General features: G+C 46.5%; 31 protein-coding genes. 15 read left to right on the top strand and 16 right to left on the bottom strand.

Annotated features, from left to right (window positions below; all coding sequences use genetic code 11):
* Window positions 1–10 precede the first annotated feature (10 nt).
* The 8 genes from Q0Z71_RS04430 to Q0Z71_RS04465 all read left to right on the top strand — a co-directional run bounded on the left by Q0Z71_RS04430 (window position 11) and on the right by Q0Z71_RS04465 (window position 6,770).
* Window positions 11–1,120, top strand: coding sequence for an N-6 DNA methylase (locus tag Q0Z71_RS04430; protein WP_298018815.1), 1,110 nt, complete (start codon window positions 11–13; stop codon window positions 1,118–1,120).
* The gene (locus Q0Z71_RS04435; protein ID WP_298018817.1) at window positions 1,042–1,668 is read left to right on the top strand and encodes an N-6 DNA methylase; all 627 of its coding nucleotides are present in this window, start codon (window positions 1,042–1,044) and stop codon (window positions 1,666–1,668) included. Before Q0Z71_RS04430 ends, Q0Z71_RS04435 begins: the two co-directional genes overlap by 79 nt.
* Complete coding sequence (locus tag Q0Z71_RS04440) at window positions 1,658–2,965, top strand: restriction endonuclease subunit S (RefSeq protein WP_298018820.1); 1,308 nt, start codon at window positions 1,658–1,660, stop codon at window positions 2,963–2,965. Before Q0Z71_RS04435 ends, Q0Z71_RS04440 begins: the two co-directional genes overlap by 11 nt.
* A gap of 2 nt (window positions 2,966–2,967) precedes the next feature.
* Window positions 2,968–3,897, top strand: a complete 930-nt coding sequence (locus Q0Z71_RS04445; RefSeq protein ID WP_298018823.1) for a DUF6508 domain-containing protein — start codon at window positions 2,968–2,970, stop codon at window positions 3,895–3,897.
* A 15-nt stretch (window positions 3,898–3,912) separates the two neighbouring features.
* The gene (locus Q0Z71_RS04450) at window positions 3,913–4,917 is read left to right on the top strand and encodes a restriction endonuclease (protein WP_298018826.1); all 1,005 of its coding nucleotides are present in this window, start codon (window positions 3,913–3,915) and stop codon (window positions 4,915–4,917) included.
* A gap of 1 nt (window position 4,918) precedes the next feature.
* Window positions 4,919–5,296: an MmcQ/YjbR family DNA-binding protein gene (locus tag Q0Z71_RS04455; RefSeq protein ID WP_298018828.1), complete on the top strand. Its 378-nt coding sequence runs from the start codon at window positions 4,919–4,921 to the stop codon at window positions 5,294–5,296.
* A 48-nt stretch (window positions 5,297–5,344) separates the two neighbouring features.
* On the top strand, window positions 5,345–5,845 hold the full coding sequence (locus Q0Z71_RS04460) for a hypothetical protein (RefSeq protein ID WP_298018830.1): 501 nt from the start codon (window positions 5,345–5,347) through the stop codon (window positions 5,843–5,845).
* Between the two features lie 238 nt (window positions 5,846–6,083).
* Window positions 6,084–6,770, top strand: a complete 687-nt coding sequence (locus Q0Z71_RS04465) for a recombinase family protein (protein ID WP_298018832.1) — start codon at window positions 6,084–6,086, stop codon at window positions 6,768–6,770.
* 65 nt (window positions 6,771–6,835) lie between these two features.
* On the opposite strand, the gene Q0Z71_RS04470 is transcribed toward Q0Z71_RS04465, so the two are convergent.
* The 4 genes from Q0Z71_RS04470 to Q0Z71_RS04485 are packed head-to-tail and all read right to left on the bottom strand — an operon-like array spanning window position 6,836 to window position 9,011.
* Window positions 6,836–7,312: a hypothetical protein gene (locus Q0Z71_RS04470; RefSeq protein ID WP_298018835.1), complete on the bottom strand. Its 477-nt coding sequence runs from the start codon at window positions 7,310–7,312 to the stop codon at window positions 6,836–6,838.
* 11 nt (window positions 7,313–7,323) lie between these two features.
* A complete protein-coding gene (locus Q0Z71_RS04475) occupies window positions 7,324–7,626 on the bottom strand; it encodes a hypothetical protein (protein ID WP_298018839.1) in 303 nt (100 codons plus the stop codon).
* Between the two features lie 17 nt (window positions 7,627–7,643).
* Window positions 7,644–8,516 (bottom strand): hypothetical protein, encoded by an 873-nt coding sequence (locus Q0Z71_RS04480; RefSeq protein WP_298018842.1) that lies wholly within the window; start codon window positions 8,514–8,516, stop codon window positions 7,644–7,646.
* Window positions 8,517–8,540: 24 nt separating this feature from the next.
* A complete protein-coding gene (locus Q0Z71_RS04485; protein ID WP_298018845.1) occupies window positions 8,541–9,011 on the bottom strand; it encodes a hypothetical protein in 471 nt (156 codons plus the stop codon).
* Window positions 9,012–10,233: 1,222 nt separating this feature from the next.
* On the opposite strand from Q0Z71_RS04485, the gene Q0Z71_RS04490 reads away from it, so the two are divergent.
* Window positions 10,234–10,839 (top strand): helix-turn-helix domain-containing protein, encoded by a 606-nt coding sequence (locus Q0Z71_RS04490; RefSeq protein ID WP_298018848.1) that lies wholly within the window; start codon window positions 10,234–10,236, stop codon window positions 10,837–10,839.
* A 107-nt stretch (window positions 10,840–10,946) separates the two neighbouring features.
* The gene (locus Q0Z71_RS04495; protein ID WP_298018851.1) at window positions 10,947–11,606 is read left to right on the top strand and encodes a phosphatase PAP2 family protein; all 660 of its coding nucleotides are present in this window, start codon (window positions 10,947–10,949) and stop codon (window positions 11,604–11,606) included.
* 312 nt (window positions 11,607–11,918) lie between these two features.
* Here Q0Z71_RS04495 and Q0Z71_RS04500 read toward each other — a convergent pair whose 3' ends face one another.
* From Q0Z71_RS04500 to Q0Z71_RS04515, 4 genes are read right to left on the bottom strand one after another with little or no spacing between them, the layout of a single operon-like run.
* Window positions 11,919–12,971, bottom strand: a complete 1,053-nt coding sequence (locus tag Q0Z71_RS04500) for a hypothetical protein (RefSeq protein WP_298018855.1) — start codon at window positions 12,969–12,971, stop codon at window positions 11,919–11,921.
* A 41-nt stretch (window positions 12,972–13,012) separates the two neighbouring features.
* The gene (locus tag Q0Z71_RS04505; protein ID WP_298018858.1) at window positions 13,013–14,116 is read right to left on the bottom strand and encodes a Rho termination factor N-terminal domain-containing protein; all 1,104 of its coding nucleotides are present in this window, start codon (window positions 14,114–14,116) and stop codon (window positions 13,013–13,015) included.
* Window positions 14,117–14,136: 20 nt separating this feature from the next.
* On the bottom strand, window positions 14,137–15,561 hold the full coding sequence (locus tag Q0Z71_RS04510; protein ID WP_298018861.1) for a hypothetical protein: 1,425 nt from the start codon (window positions 15,559–15,561) through the stop codon (window positions 14,137–14,139).
* 47 nt (window positions 15,562–15,608) lie between these two features.
* Entirely contained in the window at window positions 15,609–15,881 is a 273-nt protein-coding gene (locus Q0Z71_RS04515) for an HU family DNA-binding protein (protein WP_298018863.1), read from the bottom strand.
* A gap of 218 nt (window positions 15,882–16,099) precedes the next feature.
* Here Q0Z71_RS04515 and Q0Z71_RS04520 point away from each other — a divergent pair, with 218 nt between their 5' ends.
* The gene (locus Q0Z71_RS04520) at window positions 16,100–16,327 is read left to right on the top strand and encodes an IreB family regulatory phosphoprotein (RefSeq protein ID WP_298018865.1); all 228 of its coding nucleotides are present in this window, start codon (window positions 16,100–16,102) and stop codon (window positions 16,325–16,327) included.
* Window positions 16,328–16,403: 76 nt separating this feature from the next.
* Here Q0Z71_RS04520 and Q0Z71_RS04525 read toward each other — a convergent pair whose 3' ends face one another.
* The 8 genes from Q0Z71_RS04525 to Q0Z71_RS04560 all read right to left on the bottom strand — a co-directional run bounded on the left by Q0Z71_RS04525 (window position 16,404) and on the right by Q0Z71_RS04560 (window position 21,334).
* A complete protein-coding gene (locus Q0Z71_RS04525) occupies window positions 16,404–16,622 on the bottom strand; it encodes a DUF5348 domain-containing protein (protein WP_298018868.1) in 219 nt (72 codons plus the stop codon).
* Window positions 16,597–17,025: a hypothetical protein gene (locus Q0Z71_RS04530; RefSeq protein WP_298018870.1), complete on the bottom strand. Its 429-nt coding sequence runs from the start codon at window positions 17,023–17,025 to the stop codon at window positions 16,597–16,599. The genes Q0Z71_RS04525 and Q0Z71_RS04530 overlap by 26 nt, the downstream gene beginning before the upstream one ends.
* A 4-nt stretch (window positions 17,026–17,029) precedes the next feature.
* Window positions 17,030–17,350, bottom strand: coding sequence for a hypothetical protein (locus tag Q0Z71_RS04535; RefSeq protein WP_298018873.1), 321 nt, complete (start codon window positions 17,348–17,350; stop codon window positions 17,030–17,032).
* The gene (locus tag Q0Z71_RS04540; protein WP_298018875.1) at window positions 17,340–18,266 is read right to left on the bottom strand and encodes a ParM/StbA family protein; all 927 of its coding nucleotides are present in this window, start codon (window positions 18,264–18,266) and stop codon (window positions 17,340–17,342) included. The genes Q0Z71_RS04535 and Q0Z71_RS04540 overlap by 11 nt, the downstream gene beginning before the upstream one ends.
* 125 nt (window positions 18,267–18,391) lie before the next feature.
* Window positions 18,392–18,787, bottom strand: a complete 396-nt coding sequence (locus Q0Z71_RS04545) for an RNA polymerase sigma factor (protein ID WP_298018878.1) — start codon at window positions 18,785–18,787, stop codon at window positions 18,392–18,394.
* A gap of 317 nt (window positions 18,788–19,104) precedes the next feature.
* Complete coding sequence (locus tag Q0Z71_RS04550) at window positions 19,105–19,698, bottom strand: hypothetical protein (RefSeq protein ID WP_298018881.1); 594 nt, start codon at window positions 19,696–19,698, stop codon at window positions 19,105–19,107.
* 25 nt (window positions 19,699–19,723) lie between these two features.
* Window positions 19,724–20,077, bottom strand: a complete 354-nt coding sequence (locus tag Q0Z71_RS04555; RefSeq protein WP_298018884.1) for a hypothetical protein — start codon at window positions 20,075–20,077, stop codon at window positions 19,724–19,726.
* Window positions 20,078–20,092: 15 nt separating this feature from the next.
* Entirely contained in the window at window positions 20,093–21,334 is a 1,242-nt protein-coding gene (locus Q0Z71_RS04560) for a DNA polymerase IV (RefSeq protein WP_298018887.1), read from the bottom strand.
* A gap of 213 nt (window positions 21,335–21,547) precedes the next feature.
* Between Q0Z71_RS04560 and Q0Z71_RS04565 the strand changes: the two genes are divergently transcribed.
* From Q0Z71_RS04565 to Q0Z71_RS04580, 4 genes are all read left to right on the top strand, one after another.
* A complete protein-coding gene (locus Q0Z71_RS04565) occupies window positions 21,548–21,985 on the top strand; it encodes a helix-turn-helix domain-containing protein (protein WP_298018890.1) in 438 nt (145 codons plus the stop codon).
* A 107-nt stretch (window positions 21,986–22,092) separates the two neighbouring features.
* Window positions 22,093–22,632: an ImmA/IrrE family metallo-endopeptidase gene (locus tag Q0Z71_RS04570; protein WP_298018893.1), complete on the top strand. Its 540-nt coding sequence runs from the start codon at window positions 22,093–22,095 to the stop codon at window positions 22,630–22,632.
* 115 nt (window positions 22,633–22,747) lie between these two features.
* Complete coding sequence (locus Q0Z71_RS04575) at window positions 22,748–22,948, top strand: hypothetical protein (protein ID WP_298018896.1); 201 nt, start codon at window positions 22,748–22,750, stop codon at window positions 22,946–22,948.
* A 190-nt stretch (window positions 22,949–23,138) separates the two neighbouring features.
* Window positions 23,139–23,810, top strand: a complete 672-nt coding sequence (locus Q0Z71_RS04580; RefSeq protein WP_298018899.1) for a hypothetical protein — start codon at window positions 23,139–23,141, stop codon at window positions 23,808–23,810.
* Window positions 23,811–23,936: the final 126 nt, after the last annotated feature.

Consider the following 23,936-nt stretch of genomic DNA (forward strand, 5'->3'; position numbering starts at 1 on the left):
GAGATTGACCATGTATAACATTTTAAGCACAGAATCCAAAATCAAACAGATCATTGATGAGCTGAAGGCGCTTAGCGCACAGGCTGGTCTTGCCAACCAGGGAGAAGAGGAACGTATCATTACCTCTGTTTTCCTCTATAAGTTCCTCAACGACAAGTTCATGTATAGCCTGTCGAAATTCGGGGAGGAGATTGGCGAGAGCATCGACGAGATCCTCAAGAATGAGAATGACGAACTGGATGCTTTCTATGACACCACATCCGGCGATGTTGCGTTTGGCTATGAAGACACCATCCAGTACCTCATCAACCATGTAGAGCAGGCGAACTTCTACCAGCAGTTCGATGAGGCTCTGGTCCGCATCGCTCAGAACACTCGTAACGAAGCGTTTGCCGTGGAAACAGCAGAGGGTAGCCACAGACCCCTGTTCGAGCCTATCTCTACTCCCGTAGAGCCGTCTAATCGGAACAACTTCGCTAAGAACATCTTTGGCATCATCGCTCAGGATAAGTTTGACTTCTCCGACACATTCGCTGGCTCATTTGACTTCTATTCTACGATTTTTGAGTACCTTATCAAGGATTATAACGTTGCGAGTGGTGTGTATGCAGAATACTTTACACCTCAGGCGGTAAGCTCTATTATTGCAAAATGCCTGGTCGGAATGAGCGACAAAATCGAAGCGTCCGAGATTTCTGACCCCGCCGCCGGCTCTGGCTCCCTAATTCTGCATCTGGCCCATGAATTGGGTCAGGAGAATGGCATGAATCGTGCCATCGTCTATACGCAGGACATCTCCTCGAAATCGACCCGCTTCCTGCGTCTGAACATGATGCTCAACGGGATGACGGAGTCCTTGGGGCATATCATCCAGGGTGATACACTGCTGAATCCCGCCCATTTTGAGGTGGAGCATGAGCCGACTTCCGGACTCAAGAAGTATGCCTATCAGACCGCAAATCCGCCTTCAAGCTGGACTTTTCCTCCACCCGTGATGCCATCGAACAGAAGTGGTCTGAGACTGACCGCTTCTTTGCGGGGGTGCCGAAGATCCCCGCTAATAAGAAGGAATCCATGGCGGTTTACCTGCTGTTTATCCAGCACATCATGTACTGCATGAAAGATAACGGCAAGGCGGCTATCGTCGTTCCTACGGGCTTCCTGACTGCAAAGAGTAAGATTGAGTATGCCATACGGCAGAAGATGGTGGATGAGGGGATGCTCAAGGGCGTTATCTCCATGCCCAGCAACATCTTCGCCAATACGGGCACCAATGTCTCTATCCTGTTTTTGGACAAGGCCAATACCGACGGCACGGTGCTGCTGTTGGATGCTTCCAAGCTGGGGACCAAAGTCAAGGACGGCAAGAACCAGAAGACTGTTCTGAGCGATGATGAGGTTGCTCGCATCATCAATACCTTCGTCGGACATCAGATAGAGGATGACTTTAGCGTTTCTGTGTCCACCGAGGACATCAAGAATAAGGGATACTCCTTCTCCGCCGGACAGTATTTCGAGGTAAAAATCGAGCATATCGACATCACCGCCGAGGAGTTCCAGTCCAAGATGGGCGACTACAAAGCTCGGCTGAGTGAGCGGTTTGTAAAGGGGCGCTCTTTGGAAGAAAGAATTATGAATGATATTGGGGGGCTGAGATATGACAGCTAATGTTGTAAAACTCGGTCAAATTGCCACCATAGATATCAGTAATGTTGACAAAAAGAGCAAAGTTGGAGAGGCAGAAGTTCGCCTGTGTAACTTCGTTGATGTCTACCATAACTGGGCGATTACAGATAACATTTCCCAAGGATTTATGGTAGCAACAGCCAATGAGAATCAGGTTGTTCGGTTCTCTGTAAAAAAGGGTATGATTGCTATAACCAAGGATAGCGAAACAAGGAACGATATTGGAATCCCTACATATATTGCAGATGATTTTACTGATGTAGTTCTGGGATACCATTGTGCCCTCATCAAACCTGACGAAACGATACTCGAAGGAAAGTATCTAAATGTGGTTCTCCACACAGAATACGCAAAAAGATACTTCGAAGCCAACGCCAGCGGAAGCGGACAGAGATATACTTTGACAAACGAGATTATTGCGGGTTTCCCTGTTCCTTTGCCGACAATAGAAGAGCAGAGAAAAATTGGGAACTTGTTTTCAACTATTGACAAAAAAATTGAGAACAACAACGCCATCTGCGTTGACCTTGAAGGCATGGCAAAGCTGCTCTATGATTACTGGTTCGTCCAGTTCGACTTCCCGGACGAGAACGGGAAACCCTACAAGAGCAGCGGCGGCAAGATGGTCTGGAATGAGAAACTGAAGCGGGAGATTCCTGAGGGGTGGGAGGTTATCCGTTTAGGAGATTACATCACTGCCAACAGAGGTATTTCATACAACTCAACAACATTGGAGGGAAACGGAGTTCCCATGATTAACCTTGCGTCCTTCAATGTGGATTCTACTTACAAAGCATCTGGGCTGAAAACATACAGCGGTGCTTATGGGGAAGATCAGGTACTGCGTCCTTACGACTTGGTTATGTGCAATACCCAACAGACAGCGATTGACCCGGCAAAAGACATTATAGGCAAAGCTTTGTTGGTCCCGGATATATTTGATGGGGATATTGTGTCGTCACACCATGTTACTACCATTCATGTTGCTGATGATGCATTCAAGTATTATCTGCATGCCGAGAGTAAAACAACATGGTTCCATAAATACGTCGCCGGCTTTGCTTCTGGAACAAACATCCTTGGTTTGGATTTTAATGGGGTTCTCAATTATAAGATGCCCATTCCACCGAAAGAGATTATGTCTAAATTTGCGAACATAAGTCATTCGTCCGAGGCGAGAAAAAATGAAGTTATTCGGGAGAACGCAGACCTTGTTGGTCTTCGTGATTTCCTTCTCCCCATGCTGATGAACGGTCAGGTCAAGGTGAAAGGAGCATAATAATGGCTCGCTCGTTTGATTTGATAACCAGATACATCCCGTTGTTTTCTGAAGAAGAGGACATCGGTGAGTGGATATTCGATAAAGAAAACGACGGCTCAAAGGAACATCCGATTTTTATGCCGTATTTTCGGTATAAGGATTTCTTCCTCCAGTTCATCACGGATGTTGCTTCGTTTGATGAAGAATACTTTCTCGATAATGGGAGAACTATTCTCGAAGATAATCAAATCGAGTGGTCGCAAAAGGGGTTTTGCAGTGCGGATGTTACTACTGTGGATGCGGAATGCATTTTTGCATTGCTCGTTTTTGCAATTCAGTTGGAGCGGGTACATGAGGGCCTGTTATCGTCCTTTGCAAGGGACGGGAGCATCGTCCGTTGGCTTAGCCGTTTAAAGGAGATTGACGATCAGCTTGAAAATGACGAAGACCCAGAAGACTTCGACGAATTCGATGATGATGAGGAAGATAGTGGGTCTCCATCTGAAAATCCAACATTCATTTCCTTCCAGAATGCACTCCTGAGGACATTTGAGACCTACCGGCAGGAGAATCAAAATGAGAATGCAAACAAGTTCTTCCGTGTCGTTGAGCAGGAGCTTGACCGGTTTTCCAGGGGAGAAGAGATATCCTGCGGGTATGATTTTGATTTCTGCCTGCGAACGGAGTCGTATATACATTATGTGTCATTCCACTTTGAAACTGATGTAATCGAGGTTTCTGACGGCGGCTCTGTGTACGACCCGGCTATAGGCAGTGATTCCTATACAAGCTGGATGTACAGTATTTGGCGAAATGGGACTTCCGATGTCTCTGAATTCAATGCGCCAGACTTCACGTCCATCGTCGAGCTTGTTTCTGAAGGGGCAAGACTAAGCGTATCAAATCCTGATGAGTTTTCCATGGATGACTCTGAAGAACCGGAAAATTGAAAGTGAGGTGCTGGAATGTCTACGACTGTTTGGGGTATCCACACGCAGGATGACCATCTGTTTCTTGACGGTAATGTAATTGCTATTGGATGGGGCGAATTCGGCGACCTGAATCAGATCGAGCCGACCCGTGAGGCGTTCAAGAAACATTATGAAGAGACATATCCAAATGTTAAGAAAGGCAGTATCGCAACCAGCGCCGGTATGCTGTTTCGATTTGCCCATGAGGTGCAGATAGGGGACTATGTCGTATTTCCGTCAAAGAGCAACCGAGAAATCAATGTCGGCATCATTGAAGGGGACTACATGTACCAGCCTGACAGCGGGGAGTATGTGCAGCAGAGGTCTGTTAAATGGCTGAAGCATCTGCCCAGGACCTTCTTCTCACAGGGTGCCCTGTATGAGGTGGGCTCTGCGCTGTCTTTCTTTGTCGTTAAGACCTATGCTGACGAATACATCGCTGCGCTGGACAAGAACTTCAAGCAGAAGACAGCGATTGCTTCCGATGAAGACGATGAGACTGTGGCGGCCACCGCAGATGATATTATCGAGACGACAAAGGATTTTATCCTGAAGGAGCTGAGCAAGCATCTGAAGGGGTACGATTTGGAGGAGTTTGTAGCTGACCTTTTAAGTGCAATGGGCTACCGCACGACGGTATCCAAGCACGGCGGGGACAACGGTATCGACATCACTGCCTACAAGGATGAACTTCCGCCGAGAATCCTTGTCCAGGTTAAGAGCCAGGATGGAGATATTAAGGAGTCTACCATCCAGTCCTTGAAGGGTGCCATGCGGGAAGGGGACTATGGCCTCTTTGTCACGCTCTCCAACTATACGAAAAATGCACAGAAGTATTTGGAGAGCACCCCCATCATCCGTGGCATTAACGGTACCGAGCTGGTGGATCTGATTTTGAAGTATTATGAACAGCTTAGTGAAAAATACCGGAAGATGATACCCTTGAAAATGGTGTACATCCCTGTGCCGAAAGACGATTCCGGAGAGTTGGATAGATAAAATGACCAGACAAGAACTATTCGGCTGGTGCCGGCAGCAGTATGGAACAGAGCCGGATTATCCATGGAATGATAATAATGCCGTTCTTCGTCATCTGAACAGCAAAAAGTGGTATGGAGTTGTGCTGGAGGTCAATGGAAGAAAGCTTGGCCTGGATGAAGATGGCATCGTTGATGTCCTGAATGTAAAGTGTGACCCTATCATGATTGGCTCTCTGCGACTGCAGGATGGATTCTTCTCGGCATATCACATGAATAAGGATGCCTGGATCAGTATCTTACTGGACCGTCCAGACTTGGATGAATCTATCAAAAATCTGCTTAACCTCAGCTATGAGCTGACCGGAAATAAAAGAAAGAGCCACTCCATCAAAAAATGATGGAGCCACAAAATACGCTATGTTTTTCATTGGAGAGGAGCTTAGAACGTGAAAAAGTCTTTTGCTTTGTTGTTTGTCTTGACCCTTGTGATTTCCCTCATGAGTGGCTGCGGCGGTGACAGTTCTTCACAAGTCAGTGGTTCAAAAAATACAGATGCACCGGCAGAGCAGCTAGAGGAGACTGCGGTTATCCTCGCAGATGATGACTGTGTGACCGCAACATTTGAAAAGATGTATGATGCCACATCAATGGGAGTGGAGGGCGTTTTCTATATTGATGTGAATGTAGAGAACAAGACCGACAAGGAGATTTGGGTATACCTCGATAAGGCATCCGTTAATGATGAAATGGTTCCTTTGGTCGGCAGTGGTGTCCCTCTTTACATTCAACCAGCAAAGTCGGGCCGTAACGGGTTTATCTTCTCCTTTTCTTCATTGAGTATTGACTCAATAGATGAAGTGAAGACCGTCAATTTTGACTTGGTGGTAGCGGACAAGGAATCTATGAAAGAAATAGAACGGGTGGAGTCTGTAAGTCTGGAGTTCTGAAAATGAAGAAAAGCCTTGGTTCCTTTAGGAGTCAAGGCTTTTCTTTTCCATATGAAAGTGGCACCCCCTTTCAAAAATACCTTTTTTTCATGATTGATCCCAATACTGCTTGAGATCGGAGTATCAATATAAACCTTTTCCGCTGGTGTACCAATTTCTGTTGAATAAATGTAGAATCAGTGGTATAATTTTAGTATCACTTTGAACGAGGGTCTATACCCATACAGAGGGAGCAACTATGAGATATGGATACTGCCGGATCTCCCGGCCAAAGCAGAGCATTGAACGCCAGATCAGGAATATTAAAGCTGCCTATCCGGATGCGGTCATCATCCAGGAAGTCTTCACAAGAACGCGTATGGATCGAAAAGAATGGATGAAGCTTGTCCGCCAGATCAAGGAAGGAGATACTATCATCTTCGACAGTGTATCCAGAATGAGCGGCAATGCAGAGGAAGGCTTCGCTGCCTACGAAGACCTGTATAATAAAGGCGTCAACCTCGTTTTCCTGAAGGAGCCGCACATCAATACTGACACCTACAAAAAGGCTCTTGAAAACAACATCGCGCTGACCGGGAGCAGCGTAGATTTGATTTTGGAGGGCGTCAACCGATACCTGATGGAACTGGCGAAGGAACAGATCCGACTTGCGTTCGCGCAGTCAGAAAAAGAGGTATCTGATCTGCACCAACGGACAAAAGAAGGCATTGCCACTGCCAGACTCAACGGAAAACAAATCGGTCGCCAACAGAATGCACATGTGGTAACAAAGAAGAGTATCAAGGCAAAGGAGATTATTAAAAGGGTCTCCCGCGATTTTGATGGAAATCTGACCGATGCAGAGGTGATCGAATTGGTTGGTATAGCCAGGAATACTTATTACAAGTACAAGAAGGAATTACTCGTAAAAGAGGAAGATAGCTAAAAAGATAAGCTATGGGGAGTCGGTAAAGGTTCCCCATAGCTTATCTTTTCAGTGAAATGCTGGAATTAGTTTGGGCGGAGGAGCGTGAGCTTTTCTGAATCCATATTAGGGAGTTGCCCATAGATTGAAAGAATGAGGTTGTATGTTTCACGAAGCGTAACATGATCCCCAACTTGGGCTGCCTTCTTGGCTACCTCGGTAAATTCGTTGAGGCCGTTTTCATAGAGCGTGAAGTTTGAGACAAGCATATCATGATATAGTTCCTTCGCCGCATGAATCTGGGCAAGTGCTTTTTGCAAATCCGCAGAAATGACTTTGCGCTTTGTTTCTTCCTGAAGCTGACACATTTTGTACGCAGTAGCACACTTCATGGTCGTCTGCACCAAATCAGCAATTTTTTCTACAGCAACAACCTCGACACCGCCAACAGCAATATTTGTAGAATTTCCGGTTCCATCTGGCAGAGGTGCCGGTTCGGGGGATGGAAGGGGTTCGGCACCAGGTGCGTCAGGAAGTGAGATAGAGGTGAAGTAATCTTTCATGGATATTCCTCCTAAACTATTTCTTTTGCCTTTGCCTCTTGAATGACTATTAGCGCGATTTGAGCAGTGGTCAAATCGCCCCTGTCAATTGCAATATCAAGAATGTGATTGGCTGATTGATATAACTGCTTTTGTGCATTCAGATTGTGGGTAAAGTATTCTGCCGCCAGTTCCCGCTGTGCCTTGAGTACTTCAGCAGCCTGTACGAATTGAGCAGATCGCTCGTGAGATAGTGAGGTCGAAGACTCAAAATCTGATAGAACCTTATACTGAATGCCTATAAGCTTGGTGACCATCGCTTCCGTAGAATCCATAAAAATTCCTCTCGTTACTACTTTTCAATTGGTAGTTTTCCAGCGGCAACCAGGATGTTAAGAAAGGTCTGGTCGTCAATTCTGGGAGCAGCGGGAATAGATTGGTTTAACTGAGTTAGTGCGGCAAACTGTTTTTCAAACTTAGCCGATATGGTGCCGTCATTCTGCAAAAAGTTACTGGACAGATGAACACAAATGCCATCGGCTATTTGGCAAATGCTCTTCAAGTGTTCAGCTTCGTCCCTTGAATAGTGATCCTTTTTCATTGCTGATTGCAGTTGATCAGAAATTGACGAAATTTTACTTGTCAGCTCCGTGATTTGCTTTTTATCCTGCTCCAAAACTGAACATAGGTGTCGCATTTTATCTCGATAGGCACGAAATTCCTGCCGAGCCATTCTCATTTCATCCCTATAAGCACGGGCACGCGCACATTGCTCTTTCGCCTTTTCGTATTGATACTCCTCAAGAATGCTATCAAAAAAATCGGATAGCGGATTTGGAAAATCAACGATACCAGAGATGTTTGGGAGCTTGACGGCATGAAGAGATGCATCCGAGACACTAGAGAGAAACCCATCAATAAAATCAATTGAAGATCCGGGATTAGATACTGTAACCCTCGAATCAACATCAATTGATTTGAATTCAGCAATTACTGGCCGGAGTTTGCTGTCTAGCTTTTGAAGGGTATCCCTACAAAAAGTGGTATAGGAACCTAATACTCTATCAGCATCATTTCTTGCGGAATAAGCCTCGTCTTGGGCGTTTTTATAGATTTCTTTACCTTCTCTTACATAAGTCTTTGCACTTTGAATAAGCTCTTTCGCTGCCTCCCGCTTAAAACCTGGCTCACCGGGTAAAGGATCTCTTCGACGAAATGGAAACATTTTCTACCTCCTCATGCCACTATTTTAAAACTTTTTCTTTTGGCGAAGCATTTTGAGTTGCTGACTGTACATCTCAATGTACTTCTGGTGAATAGCAATTTTTTCTTCAAGTTCAGCTATTTGAAGTTGAAGCATTTCCGATTCCGCATTTTCTGAATTCTTAGGGTGAAGACTGTCATAGCGAGACATAAATTCCGGCGAAAGCTTCGCAAACGACCTGCCGAACATTGGTTGATGGTCGGTTCTTAGAACGGGGACCTGAGAATAAAATCTTTCGGAATCAGTCTGACCTGTATCCAAAAGTACTTGGACATTTTCTGTACGGTATTTGGGATTGCTATCTAAGAAGTGACACAAATTCTCGGCGGTAACTTTATGGCCTTGCTTCTTCGAATTAGAAGTAGCTAATAGTTGACCATCTCTAATCCATCGGCGAACAGTTTCTTCGCTTGTTGATAATGCTTGGGCAATCTGTCTCACAGAAAACTCAATCAAATAATCACCACCTTCTTGCTACAATAATACTACAATAAAGCTACACCGTCAACATCAAATTATGGAATCGACCTATAAAATTACCAGGCTCGATACCAATGTCATTAAGTTAATCTAAAAACACAGCCGTTGAGGGACGGAGAACTGACTTCCGTTCCTTAACAGCTGTACTGTTTTTGCGCTGTCCATTTAGATAAGGCCGAAATGATAAACAATCCGTAAACAAATCCAGATTATATGGTTATTTGCTTTACAATTTGACTTTTCTACGTATAATAAACTAAACGCCGTGATGAGCGGTGTTCGCAAGCAGAATTTGAGAAAGCCAAATGAATGCGTGAGGTGGCAAAGCTGCCCATGTGCGAATTGGATTGCAATATCGGCTTCACCATAAGGAGTTTATCCGAACGCCGACATCTGACAGCGACAAGTTGCTGGAAGATATTGCGCAGTACACCGTTCCTATCCGACCGGGACGGCAAGACCAGCGCGATCTGCGGGTAAAGGGATTTCCCGGCTTTGTGTACCGGGTAGCCGCTTGAAAAAATGAGGGGGTGGGGGTATCAACTTCCGCCCCCTCGACATATTTATTTCTTAAAATGCCTGTTTTCAGCGGACAAAACAAGGCTTTTCAGAAAAAGAAATGTCGCGCTAATTTAACAGGGCATGAAAAGTGCCGTGATAGGTAATGATGAACGGCAAATCTCAACAAGCCGTGCAAATACAACAGAAATCAGCCCGTTTTTCACCAACAGGCGATAGTAAATGCATCTCGCAAAATATCAACAAGTCTTATATCATGCCGTAAAAATGACGGAGAAAGATTTTTGAGGGCTGGATACTTTATGGAGAGTTTTTTTATAAACGGGTCGTTAAGTTAAGGAACGATATGGACTCTCAACTTGGCAGCAGAACGCATAAAAAGTTGGCTGGTTTTTGCCAAAAACGTAATATCACAGACATAGTTTTCAATACCTGCGAGAATATCAACCAGTCCTTGTCATGCCTAAAAAATTTGCTGAAATGCGCTGGAATGGTGAAACTCTCAGGAAGCACAACAAGTCAATGAAATGCAGTAAAAGTACAGCCATTTGTAGGAAAAATCCATTTTCCCTTTGTGCCTTTCAATTTGGGTAAAATGATGGTATAATGTAATTCAAAAGGATAACAGACAGATACATTTATAAAGCTATTGATGCTTTTATCGAAGGATAGTCGGATTATGGAATTTAATGAAAAATTGCAGGAACTGAGGAAGAAAAAAGGGCTTACACAGGAAGAACTTTCAGAAATACTATATGTTTCCCGTACTGCGATTTCAAAATGGGAATCAGGTAGAGGGTACCCAAATATCGATTCTTTGAAAGCAATATCAAAGTATTTTTCGGTATCCTTGGATGAATTGCTTTCCTGCGATGCAATACTTACGATTGCGGAAGAAGAAAACACGCAAAAAGAAATGCACTTTCGTAACTTGGTTTTTGGACTACTTGATTGCAGTGTGGCTATATTTCTCTTTCTTCCGTTCTTCGGTCAAAGAGTAGACGGCGTAATTCAAGAGGTCTCACTGCTCTCATTGACAGAAATGGAAACATATATAAAAATATCGTATTTCATGGTTGTTTTCGCCATGATTCTATGGGGCATATTGATTCTTGCACTGCAAAACTGCAAATCAACACTTTGGCTCCGCAGTAAGGATAAGGTTTCTTTAGGTTTGAGTGCAATAGGGGCGCTACTCTTTATGATTAGCTTACAGCCTTATGCGGCGATGTTTACATTTATTTTTTTGCTTATAAAGGCTCTAATGCTGATAAAATGGGCGTGATACGAATCGTATCACGCCTGTGACGCGCCAATTCTTTCATTCTTTCATCCATCCGATTAGAGTGTATTCAGGCGAAGGCCAATACACTGTATAAGGATGAAGGAAAAATGAAAAAAAGAAGTCAAAAAAATCTTTGCGCCGCAATCGGGCTGCTTGCGTCATTTGTGCTATGGACGTTTGCAGTCAGCCATCTTGATGTGCAGGCAATCGGGCCAAATGGCTCGTCCGTTGGTTTTGCTGCTTTGAATGGCTTTTTCCACAAGCTCACCGGGGTACACATGGCGCTCTATATGGTTACTGACTGGCTGGGACTGGTTCCTCTGTGCTTTGTGTTGAGTTTTGCACTCCTGGGACTGGTGCAACTGATTCAAAGAAGAAGTATTGTTAAGGTTGATTACAGCATTCTTGTTCTTGGCGGTTTTTATATCCTTGTTATGGTAGCCTATCTCTTATTCGAAGTGGTTGTAATAAATTACAGGCCAGTGCTGATTGACGGACGCATGGAGGCATCTTACCCATCTTCCACGACCATGCTTGTCATGTGTGTAATACCAACAGCCATGATGCAGTTGAATGCCCGAATCAAGAATAAGACGATACAAAAAACCGTTCTCGGCATTCTTGCTGCATTTACCGTATTTATGGTTATTGGAAGATTAATCTCAGGAGTCCATTGGTTTACAGACATTGTTGGTGGTGCACTATTAAGTGCGGGACTGGTAATGCTGTATTATTCTGTAAGTAGTCTTTCAATTACAAAGACTTAAATAAATTTTAATTATCGAACAGATGCGTTCTTGACTTGCCGGGATATCTTGCTGGGATATATTATAAAATGTGGCATCATGTAGAACGCACGACTCACTGCCGCATCAAAAAGCACCCACCTTAAATCAAACGGGGTGGGTGCTTTTTCGTATTCGGCAAAAATTTTAACTTAATGACATTGGGCTCGATACCGGATTGTTTGGTATCTAGCCTGGTAATTCTTGAGTGCGGCCATCCACCAATCTGCGTCAAAAAACGGGTTTTGAAAATTGGGGATAACATCTATGGGAGCTTGTGTTATGTTAGATAGATTAAATTGAATACCAATAACAGATGGCGAATTCGCTTTCTGAAATTTCAACTCTTTGTGTCCAGTGAAGGGTATTGTCAGAATACTTAAACTGCTTCACACTTTGTTCGCTATGATAGCGGACTCCGGTAGGCCAGTTTTCAGGGATTGCCCTGTCAAAGAAAACAGCAGTACCAAATACCGGGCAATCCCACTGCTGAGATGCTCCGGCAAAGCCTTTTCGTGCGAAGTCCACATCACCTGAAGGGCCATATCCACGAGGCCAGAATTGATGAGCCAAGACAAGAACAGCATCTACACCGGGATTGCTGAGTTGACAATGACGAATACCAAAAGTGTCGTAGCAAACAGCCAAATAGAAGCGCTTTCCACCAATCTCAAAGAAACGCGAGTATCCCATTTCTTTTTCGTCATAACTCCGGGCGATGCGAATGACATCTCTTTCGTCATAGGTAGGATAAAACTTTCTCCCCATAGCAATTATGCCATCACGAGTAACAGCAAGCGCCAATTGATCTTCGCCGTCAGCACAATCAATACCAAAGCAGACCGTTATTGATACTCCACTCTTTCGCAGGAAATCGCAGACCTCATCAGCCAACGCGATGATTTTGCGTTCATTTTGCTCACGGAGTTGAAAAAAGCCAGCGGGAAACAGAATTACATCTGCATCAGCCGAGTTTCGCACAGCGCTGCCAAGGAGGGATAGCCGACTTTTGTTATCGAATGACTTTGACGAAGAACTCTCCAATGTAACTGTCACCACATGAGTTCCAGATGTTTCACAAGATCCTGCATCTGAACAAGGCTCAACCACAAACCCCAGTTTTCTCAAAAAGGTGTTCGACTCTTCCCCGCCCGAGAACATGGAGGGTGGTAATTCCGTCCCATTCACTTTTGCATTTGCAAGAGAAATAACATATTTTGGTGGATAGAGCTTACCTCCATAGCGGAGATTATATGTGTGGGATAGGCGTTGCCGTGGAATGCCCTCCTCATCAATTTGCTGAATGGCTGCCAGAATCGCAGCTTTATCTATCTTGTTCGGTATCATGATGATTCCTCCCTATTGAGAAACAATCTATATCGGTATGGCTATCGCCCACAGCATTTCTTATATTTCTTACCACTCCCGCAGGGGCAGGGATCATTGCGGCCAATCTTTTGCTTTTTGATAACGCCACTCATTGCGAAAGGCGGACGCCGGTTATAGAGTGTAGCCAGCTCGTTGGGAGTATGCCCTTTATTGGCCCAAAGGCGAGTGTTGTTCTGCACGGCAGTGATGATCTCAACGAAGGAAGATACGGACTTGTCATCAAGATCTACATGATAATCTTCCAGAATCTCAAATATCTGCCCGACGCCGGCTTCAACAGCGCAGGCGTACTGGATCTCCGCAGCGACTTCTTCTGCTTTGAAGCGAGGCTGCCGGCATTGCTCTGCAAGAAATTGTTTCAGCTTGTCCATTTGAGGAGTTTGCTCATAGTAGTCCCAGTCCGCATACCGCAGCAGCTCTTTTTTCTCCGGCACATACCGTGGCTTCGTATCGCACTGACGCAGAAGATCCTTTACATCTTGGAAGTCGTTCTCTTCAAATTCATCACAGACGATGTATTCCTCCCAGAAGCAATATGGAGCGCCGACTGCTATGTGACGGATCAGGACCGGGAACAGCTCCTCAATAGAGGTCTTCTGGCTGTTCTGCCGGTTGAAGATGTCCACAAAATCATCCTGGCTGATGACGCCATACAGGTGAACAGTGGCCATGGCATAGCTGTTGAGAAGGTCATAACGAGCCTTCCTCTTTGAAAAGTCACCTCGTTCCAGCTGAAGGAACACATCGCTGATCTGGGAGGGAACGGTCACCACCATGTCAGCCTGCGATTCTTCGCAGACAAGATAGCAGAGATCCACCAGAAGCTTATACTGCTCGGGCTGAAGCTTCTTTACCTTGATGGGCTGCTGGCTTTCAGCTGCCCGTTTGAAAAGCATGAATGTGGGGGTGTCGAGGACATAAAGGAGCTCTGTCAGGCGCTTGGGCTTTTGCAGCGCACTGCTGACCACCTCTACCAATGCGGCCTTATTCAGCTTGGAGTAGCCTTTTACATAGTAATCTTTGGCCAACTCCTTTAGCTTCGCCACGCTCGTGTTTGCCAGCACCTCTTCAATTGTAGGCTTCCTAATCTCATTCAGCGCCATAGTGTACTCCTCTTGTCCGGTTAGCTTCCAAGCTCTATCGTTGCCTCACCATCGGATGCGATGACAATCTTCATAGGACGGATGTATCTATCGTAGAATTGCCGCTTCTCGGCAGTTGTCAGATCGGCTCTCGTTGCCGTGTATGCTTCCTGGAGGATGTCCTGAACATTGATATGGAAGCTGTTATCCAGCACTCTCCGGACCTCAGAAAGGACAGCGGCAATTTTGATCTCGTCGCTGTTACCCGTACAGAAATCATCAATATAGCAGTATGTAATTCCGGCATTGATCAGCGCGTTCTTGATTGCAGGTCCACATTTCTCGTTCTCAACCATGACGAAGAAGCGCAGCTCCGGCATGGCCGCTATAAGGCCCCAATAGTCAGAGTCACTGGAGACCAATATGAAAGATTTGATTCCGTTCTGGTAGTATTCTCGGCAGGTGCCCGTGGTGAGTCGAATATCGACCAGAGACTTCTGTTCTTTGATACGCTCAATCAAGTTGTGCTCGATGGGGATGTCGGTGAACTGTTCAAGGATCTTCCATGCTGTCGTTGTGTGAATGTCATCATAAAGAATGATCTTATTGATCTTGCTCAGCAGAGCCTCCTGATCCAAGTTCTTCAGCGTAGCATACAGCTTGAAAGGATCGGAGTTTTCACAATCGACAACAATATCGACCTGCTCGCTTTCCTCCAGGAACTTATAAATCCCGGCCTTCGTGAGATTACCGGCATCTGTCACCTTGCTCAGATCGCAGAAGTAATCCTCGTTGGCCTCATACAGCAATGAAACGAACTTTTTGTCGTTGTAAAGTATGTTGCCCGCGTTGATATAGTCCCAGTTCATGTAGACCTGATAGGGATACTTGCTTTTATTGGCATAGTAATCATTGGCAGCCGCTTTGATTCCATCCTCTGACAGGCCATTCGGCATCAGGAAAAGTGAACGAACATATTCCCACTTCAACCAGATTGGGAACAGGCTTTTGCAGTTGTTGATCCGGTTGCTGATGTGACGGTTGATATCTATGATGTACTGAGAAGGCTTATAGTTTGCGCGTTCAATGGTAATACCGTCGTTCATAAGCTGCTGGAGGCTGCTTTGAGGAATCAGCTCTGGCATGGAGTGAAGATTCTTCATCTCATACCGCATCAGCTTATATATGGTGGAGTAGTTCTGCTCCAGCGCTGTTCGCAGCGCACAAAGATTTCTGACAATGCGAGCATTTTTGTCCGATTCGAGTTTTTCATACCACTCAAGCTTCGGAGGTTCATGATCACTCTCAAAGAACCGTTTGGGGACTCCGATTAGATAGGCCACTTTGGAGATGACCATGTATGTGCTGTTCTCAAAGTCGGTATAGTGGTGTTTAACGGCTGCATCGTCATTGCTGTCAGTTGGGGCAGGATAGATGCTGGGTTCATCCAATGTGGTACTGGTCATAATTTACCTCCAGACTGCATAACCGGTTTGTAGACGATGCCGCACGATTATTTTACCGCATCCTTGAAAACTTTGCCTGCTTTGAATACAGGCGCGACCGATGCTGGGATTTCTACCGGTTCTTTTGTTTTGGGATTTCTTCCGATTCTGGCGTTACGCTGTTTAGCTTCAAAGGTGCCGAACCCTACTAATTGCACTTTTTCATGGTTTTTCACTGCATCCATAATCGCATCCAACACGCTATCAAGAGCTGCGGATGCCTGCTTTTGCGTTAAATTCGTATCCTCTGAGATTTTGCGGATCAGTTCTTGTTTGTTCATAGTGATACCTCACATTTTAGAGTTAGAACGGCAAATCATTACACTTTAATCATTATTATAGCCGATTCAGAAAGAGGGCGCAACTTCCAGACATTGCGACAGCAACTTATCCTTTTTGCAAGAAGCTCATGCCGCCTATTAGAAAGAATTTGATTGCCTAAGCTCCATATTTTCGCTATAATAACAAATTGGGTAATGTAGGAAAAGGAGGGCGGACGATGCAAGATAATGATACTGCTATGGCAATTCTGGATAGCGTTGCCGAGGCCCTTTCTCAGCGCGGATTTGAACCATACGAGCAAATCTACGGGTATTTCAAGACGGGCGATGTGAGTTATATTACTCGTCATGGTGAGGCGCGTCAAAAGATAGTTGCCGTCAGTCGTGAAGAGATTCGCGGCTACCTTGAAAAAAAGATGCCAGGGACGAAAGTGATTGATAAATAGGTCCGATGCTTTAGTAAGGCATCGGACCTACTGTTGTTTTTGGGTGACCTTAGTAAGCTGCTCTTTTTCAGGAGGCTTAGTTATAAATTCGGACACGCAGGCCAACTAGGTTTCGGATGGAGATGCCGACTAAATACCAGTCCTCACCCTTTTCAATCCTTGTTGCTTCCCAATGGCTGCCGGTCCAAACATCGAAGCACTCGCCGCAGTGCAGGCCACCGAGATAGGTATTGAGGCCAAAGCGAATGTCCATCCGATCCAGACACGGGTCATAAATCAATGCGCCCTGTTTCATATCTGAGTTCTCCTTCTTTTGCCAAACATGGGGCATAGTCACGCCAAAACTGCTCGTATCCAGCCCAGGACGGGTTTTCAAAGATGCGGGCGGAATGGAGCTCAAGAGCGTACTCCTCCACTTCTGCTTTGCTGTGAAGCCAAGCACAGCACTCTTTCGACCAGCGTTTCAGTGCTTCGTAAATACCCATTTCGTTAGACCGTTGGATCAAGTCCAGCATGAGCGCCTTCCACTCGGATTCCTCAATGTCCCCGATGTCAGTCATGACGCCACGACGATAGCCATAAACACGATCACGCCCAGAGCCGGACTTGATATACGATCTTCCGGTCCCAAAATGGTGGCGAAGATCTGAAAATGTCAATTCTTCACGCGGCTTCTTCAAGGTGAAAACATCATCCATAGCATCATCCTCCCCGGAAAGCGGCCATCATGTCGCTCAAATCATCGGCGTTTTCAGGTGTCTGCTCATGCGCGGCAGGAGGAGCGGCCAAGCCGGTCAAACTCCCGTCCGCCAGCATTTCCTGGATGACCTCACGGATCTGCCGCTTCATAGTTTCTTTGCTGAACTCATCCGCTGCTTCAGGACAGCTGATGTAGTGGAGAACAGCATTGACAACCAGCTCTGTTTTATTTCTGGGCTTTGAGCTGAGAATTTCCATGACTTTGCGATGTCTGAAGTCATAGGAGTTGAAGTTCAGGTAAGTGCGTATCACCTTATCGCCCATTTGCCTTTACCTCACTCTGGTACAGAAGCATATAGCCGACCGCATTGGCATGGATGTCGTCAATGAAGACGGGAAAGGCCACCTTGCCGCCTCTCTCGATCATGCTGCGGAGCAGGATGGAACCTCCGCCAGCGAAGACACATTTGCTTGTCCGAACATCAATACCATGCTCACGCAGGAAGTTATAGAATTCATTGAGGAATTCGTCAGCCATGCTGCGGATCAGCAGCTGCACTTCTCCGGGAAGCATGGTCGGTTCGCTGCGGATTACTTCATCAATGTCGCAGTCCTCCAAGAGACGATCAAACTGCGAATTGCATTTGCTGGTGATGGAGTTGTAGAGCGTGATAACACCCTTCTCGAAGCTTTCCATGACCTCCAGATCCGGGCGGCCATTACGAAGCTTGAGAACATCGACCGTAAAACCGCCGATGTCGATGATGTAAGAGACACCATAATTCTTGAGATCGCTGAATTTGGTGATTGCGGCTGCCAAAGCCTGTGTGTAACTCACAACCTTGGAGATTCGGATGGACCGGTATTCGCCGCAGAATTCAAAGTCAACGGTTTCTCGCTTGCGAAGGAAATAGCTTTCAAAGCCGGCGTGCTGCCGCCCATAATGAGCGGGCGGAAGGCCGACCAACAGCGTAATATCCACCGGATCAAGCGACTCGGGGATCTGTTTGTGCCGCAGTTCGTATGCGATGGCAAACAGAGTCAGCACATAAAAGCGGTCATCCTTCGTTTTGTCGCGGAGATAGGAAATGCGCTTTTCGGTCAGGGTATAATACTTGCCATCCCAGAAGATATAGTCCACATTCAAAGCGGGCTTGTCCTCCGAAACGATGATGCCGGAAGTGAATAGGAAATTGGGCGTCTTCACGCTCTTATTCCCATGATCTACAGAGACAATCATAAATGGGTCCTCCTTAAAAGTATTCAATAACTTATACGAACAACGCAACGGAATGACAACTGAATACCGTCCAGATCGCCGGGTGTAGATGCTGTTCAGCATATGCACCCGGCGAATAGATGATCTTACTCTTCCAGAAGCTGGCGGAGATGGTTGAAAGCGTTCAGCAACGATTTGCGAATAGCGGGGTGAGTGCGGCCCTCAACGCGGGCGATGTCGGCGTAAGTCATGTTATCCATGAACATATACACACGGCGCTGCTGCTCCAGAGGCAGCATTGCGATGGCATTGTACAAGCGGCGGCACTCGTCTTTCCAAACCATCTGATCCAGGTAGTCGCCACCGTCAGCCGCATAGCAACTCTCAACCGTATCGAACGGGACCCCGCTACCGTGATAGTACTCCTTTTTCCGGATACGGTCGCTTTCGCGCTGAAGTTCCTGCCACTCGGCGTAGAGCGCGTCATCCACCGGCACTTCCTGGTAGTTTCCATAGTAATCCTTGATTGTGATTATTTTCATTGAGTGTTCCTCCAAGTCGTTCAAGTTGTTTCGGGGTGATTTGAACAACTCGGAGGGCGGACCTCTTGCCCGCATGACAATAGCCTTCATCGGTCATGCTCCCAAAATTGGGCAGCAAAAAAGCCGAGCACCTGCAATTGGCAGATGCTCGGCTCTAAGCTCCCAGTATTGGCCGGAGAAGGGTAAAAAGAATGGCTCCTTGGTCAAGACCAAGGAGCCATTCTATCTCCAGCATAACCTATTATAGTGGCTCATGCTCTACACTACAATTTCGTTTGCCTCCCATTTTACAGATCATTTTTTTCTCGTTTGCCCTATCAAACGACTCTCATGTAGTCTCTCATTTGACTCTCACTCGCCGGTTTATTTTCTGCGTCCATCCGCGCCTGCTCCGCATCACGACGCTGCTCGTCGAGAATCATATCGGGAATTACGACACACCAAAGATTGGCTGCCAGAAGGCGGATCGCTGGCTTGATATTCCGGTAGAATGTGGCAGTTGAGATGCCCAGAATCAGGCAGGCATCCTCATTGGACTTGCAATAGGCGTTAAAGTACCTGGTACTGAGAATGTCAAAATACCGTTGCCCATGCGTGGGATCGTCCTTGACCAGCAGAAGTGCATCATCAAGCATAGACAGTAACTGCATGGAATGCCCCATTTCGATCAGGCGCTCAGCAATCCGCTTGCGGTCGGTATCCCGATCATAATCAACAGCCAGATTGATGAAATCAGATACTGACTGACGCCGGCTCTCATAGCACTCCTCCTCGAATTCTTCTAATCGTCGTGAAGACCGGCGCAGCGTCGGACCATAGAGATGGAGTAAAGCCTGTGTCTTTTCCAGTTCTTCGTCTGTGACATTGGCAGCTATATCGAATCGTTTCAGATAGTTTTCAAATTTGCTCATGAGTTTGTCCTTTCTCTGAGATAGACTAACAGTAGATATTGAACGATCCCAGTATTTTAGCGAATGCTCTGGACTTGTCGTGCAGTATCCTCTGTTCGCCGGTTGGCTTTTTCTTTCGACTTTTCTGGTAGAGAAAAATTGTGGGAACGCCGTCCTCATCTACCAGAACGAGATCTCCGTCGGAGATCCGCGCATCGTTTTGACAGAGCAGAAGGCTGCCTGTGGCTATGCCTTGCTCATGGTAATGGCTGCCTTCTGCAAAAGTGCAGAAGCATTTGTCTGGGTTCAATTTGGAAAAACCGGCTATTTGAAGTATGTCAGATCCTTCGACCAGTCGGAAGGGATGGCGACCGGGAATAGATTTATCATAATCAGGCATAAAGGAACCTCCTCGTTATTGGTACATGGGCGAAGGCATTTTATATTCAACCTCCCGATGTGACGGGATCTTCAGTCCCGTAGTAAGCGCAGCGAAATTGATGGACTGGAGACCGAACCTGCGGCGGATATCCTCTACCGTTTCCTCTAACTTCAGACGGCGTTTATGGCGGGAGAAATCCGTCCAGAGATCCAACTGAATGGGGGTGTCAGAGGGGACAAGATCAATGGCGCTGATTGTAAGCGAGCGAATATGGTTGGACCAACTGTGCCGGTTATGAAACAGCTCTGCGGCAGCGTCGGAGATCTCTAAATAGCTTTGCGTTGGAAAAGGAAGCTTGCACTGATACTGTCTATATGACAGTGTGTTGTCCCGCACGGCGATTCGGACGCCCATGGCAGCCAGTTTGTTCTTGCGTAGCTTTAGACCAACTTCCTGGCTTAGTTCACGAAATACGCAGCGCACCTCATACTCGGAGACAAGATCTGCTGTGCAGGTAATACCGTGACCGATGCTTTTAATAGGCAGCTCGTAATCGCAGGGCATGACACGAGAACTGTCCAGCCCATTGGCATAGCTCCAAAGCTTTTCACCATTGACGCCCAGCAGGCGAACGAGAAAATCCTTGTCTGTCTGCGCCAGATCACCAATGGTGTGGATGCAGTACCGGCGCAGTTTCTCTTCAGTCGCTCGTCCGACATACAGCAAATCGGACGCAGGTAGTGGCCATATTTGCTCCCGGAAGGTGTCCGGTCGGATCTCCGTAACGGCGTCGGGCTTTTTCATATCGGAGCCAAGCTTTGCAAAAATCTTGTTGAAGCTGACTCCTATGGATACAGTCAAGCCCACCTCTGCCTTTACGGTTTCACGGATCTCGTTTGCGATCTCGACGGGGGTGCGGTTCTTCAGAAGCGGTGAGCCGGTCAGGGAAATCCAGCTTTCGTCGATTCCAAAGGATTCTACTTCCGGAGAGTATCGGAGATATATGCTCCGGACAAGCTTGGAAAACTTCAAGTACTGATCCATGTGCGGCGGAACAATTGTGAGCTGCGGACACTTTTGACGGGCTTCCCAGATGACATCACCGGTCTTGACTCCACATTGCTTTGCGAGCTGGTTTTTGGCCAGTACGATGCCATGCCGTTCCTCAGTGCTGCCGCAGACCGCAATGTATTTGCCCCGCAGCTCCGGATGCAGCATACACTCAATACTGGCATAGCAATTGTTCAGATCACTATGAAGGATAACTCTCTCCATAACGCTCAACTCCTTGTCGAAAGAATTTAATAGAAAATTTCCTGTACTTTCCGGTAAATTCCTGTTGACAACTGCATAATATGCGTTATAATGGGGATAAAGTTTCCTGTACTTGCGTGAAGTTTCCTGTACTTTCTACAAAAACAATAGCAGGTGCATCTCCGTTTGTCAATAGAATTTTTGGAGATTCATCGGCGGAAAGAGGTCAACAATATGAAGACGACTGGAGAAAAAATCCGAGATTTGCGGTTGAACCTTGGCCTGACGCAGGCTGAACTCGCAGAGATGACCGGAATTACTGTCCGGTCTATCACCAATTACGAAACGGATGCGGCAACGCCTCGCCGCCTTCAGCTTCGCAAACTCTGCGAGGCCCTGAATGTAACGGAAGACTATCTTTTGAAACCCGAGATCGACGATCCTACTTACGGCCTTGATACAGCTCCCTATGTCAATGCTGCGCGTGAACGGTATGGCAGCAAAGGTGCCATAGACATGAAAGCGCTTCTGGATGCCAACCGGGCTTTGTTTGCTGGAGGTGAAATGCCCCAGGAGGATAAGGATCTGTTCTTCCAAGCTGTCACTGAGGCATACTTTGAGTGCAAGAAACAGGCGCACGACAAATTCACGCCAGAGAAGTACCGCAAATAATCGCCAATTTCAGAGACAGCGCTATTGTACTGAATATTGGACAGTGAGTGTGGTACGATATGCGCACAATCGAATCATAGACGCTACTCTGGAATGAGGTGAGAATTTTGCTGGTTGAATTGATTAAGAGAGAAAGCAATCGCCTGAAAATGAAATATCGGACGAACGACCCCGAAGAGGTGTGCCACGCGATGAATATCAGCGTCAAGTACACCTCGATGGGATCGAGCGAAGGGTCTTGCAAGGGCTTTTACATGGCAAACTCCCGCTGTAAAATCGCCGTGATCAACAACGACTTGCCGGCGCATATCCAGCGAATTATTCTGCCCCATGAACTTGGCCACGGTGTCCTTCATGTGACTCCTGCGCTTTGTACTTTCCATGAGCTGACGGTTCTAAATGAAAGTAACCGGCTGGAGTATGAGGCGAATATCTTTGCTGCTGAGTTTATGCTGAATGATGACGATGTATTTGACGCCCTTCAGATGCGGCTGGGGTTCTTCCAGACGGCAAGTTTACTGGAAGTACCTCCCGAGCTTCTGGACTTCAAAATCCGCCTGCTCCAGCGGGAAGGTCACAAGATTACTGCCCCCTATATTGGAAACGCTGATTTCCTCAAGCGGGACATCAGCAAGCCGTTGCATTGACGCTATGGCAGGATCTGCAATACCTGGCGACGCATACAAGGCGTATGTGACCGTGCTGACTGAAATACGGGCTGATGGCCTGATGCTCCCAAGACTGATTACCTGGGAAGATGGAATGAAATACGAAGTTGACCGCGTAATAGATGTGCGACCAGGCTATGCGGCGAAAGCCGGTGGCCAGGGAGATCGCTACACCATCATGGTGAATGGCAGACGGACTCACCTTTACTTTGAACGGTCAACGAACCTGTCCGGGAACATCATCGGCAGGTGGTTTGTGGAAAGAAAAGTGCCGCTGATTGAAAACGGCACCTGAGAGAGGTTGAAATGAACGAGAGAAATCATTGCTGCTGGATCAACCAAGATGAGCAGGTTTTATCCTTTCACCCGATTGTTGGCTTCCTTATGAAAGAGTTTACGACCCATGAGGAACTCATTGCGTATGTATTCGAAGCGACCAGTAGTGAACACTACCGTGTTCAGTAATCCGCCAAGGAGCGAGAAGCATGATTGATCTGGATCAAAATAGAAAAATCAACGCTGCATTATCAGCTCTGTACGAGGAATACTGTGCAGACTATTTGACGACTTATATACAGGCGTTTGGTGATGGCAATCCTCCTGAGCGTATCAATGAGTTTGGGATTATTGATGAAGAACGCTATGATGCGGATAATGGCATTTTGTTCGTCGCAAAAGAGACGAATGATTGGGACAACAAGGACTTCCAAAATGGGTATTTCTTTCGCAAGTGGATGAATTCCATCACAAAGCAAGGCTTATCCGGACACGCAAAGGAACACCCGCTTATGTGGTATAACATTGGACGGTGGGCGTCATTATTAGATAACCCATCACAAAGTATTCCTGCTCTTGCGGAAGCTAAAGGCGAGGCAATTGAAAAAATTGGGACGGTTGCTTTCACAAATATAAACAAGGTTCGGGGAAAGAACCAGGCAAAGAGCGAGTATGCTTCCCTTGCCTATTCCGATATAAGCGGAATGCTGCTGAGAGAAGAGCTGTCCATTATTCAGCCGAAAATGATCGTGTGCTGCGGAACCTACTATGAATTCGTGTATCATGTAAGGGACTCTTATGGACCGGTCATCGCAATGCCACATCCGGGGGCAAGAAAGAACACCATCACCATGCTTGAACAGCTCAGAGCAAGCTTGTAATCTGATTAAAATGACAAACCAGGCCGGTCAGTGATACCAGCCTGGTTTGTTAGCTCACTACGGATAAAGAAGCAAGGAGAGGTTAAAAATTTTTGCCGTTCCCATCCGGCGGGGCCTCGCCGGATA

Source organism: uncultured Dysosmobacter sp., from assembly GCF_947631635.1.
Classification (GTDB): Bacteria; Bacillota; Clostridia; order Oscillospirales; family Oscillospiraceae; genus Oscillibacter.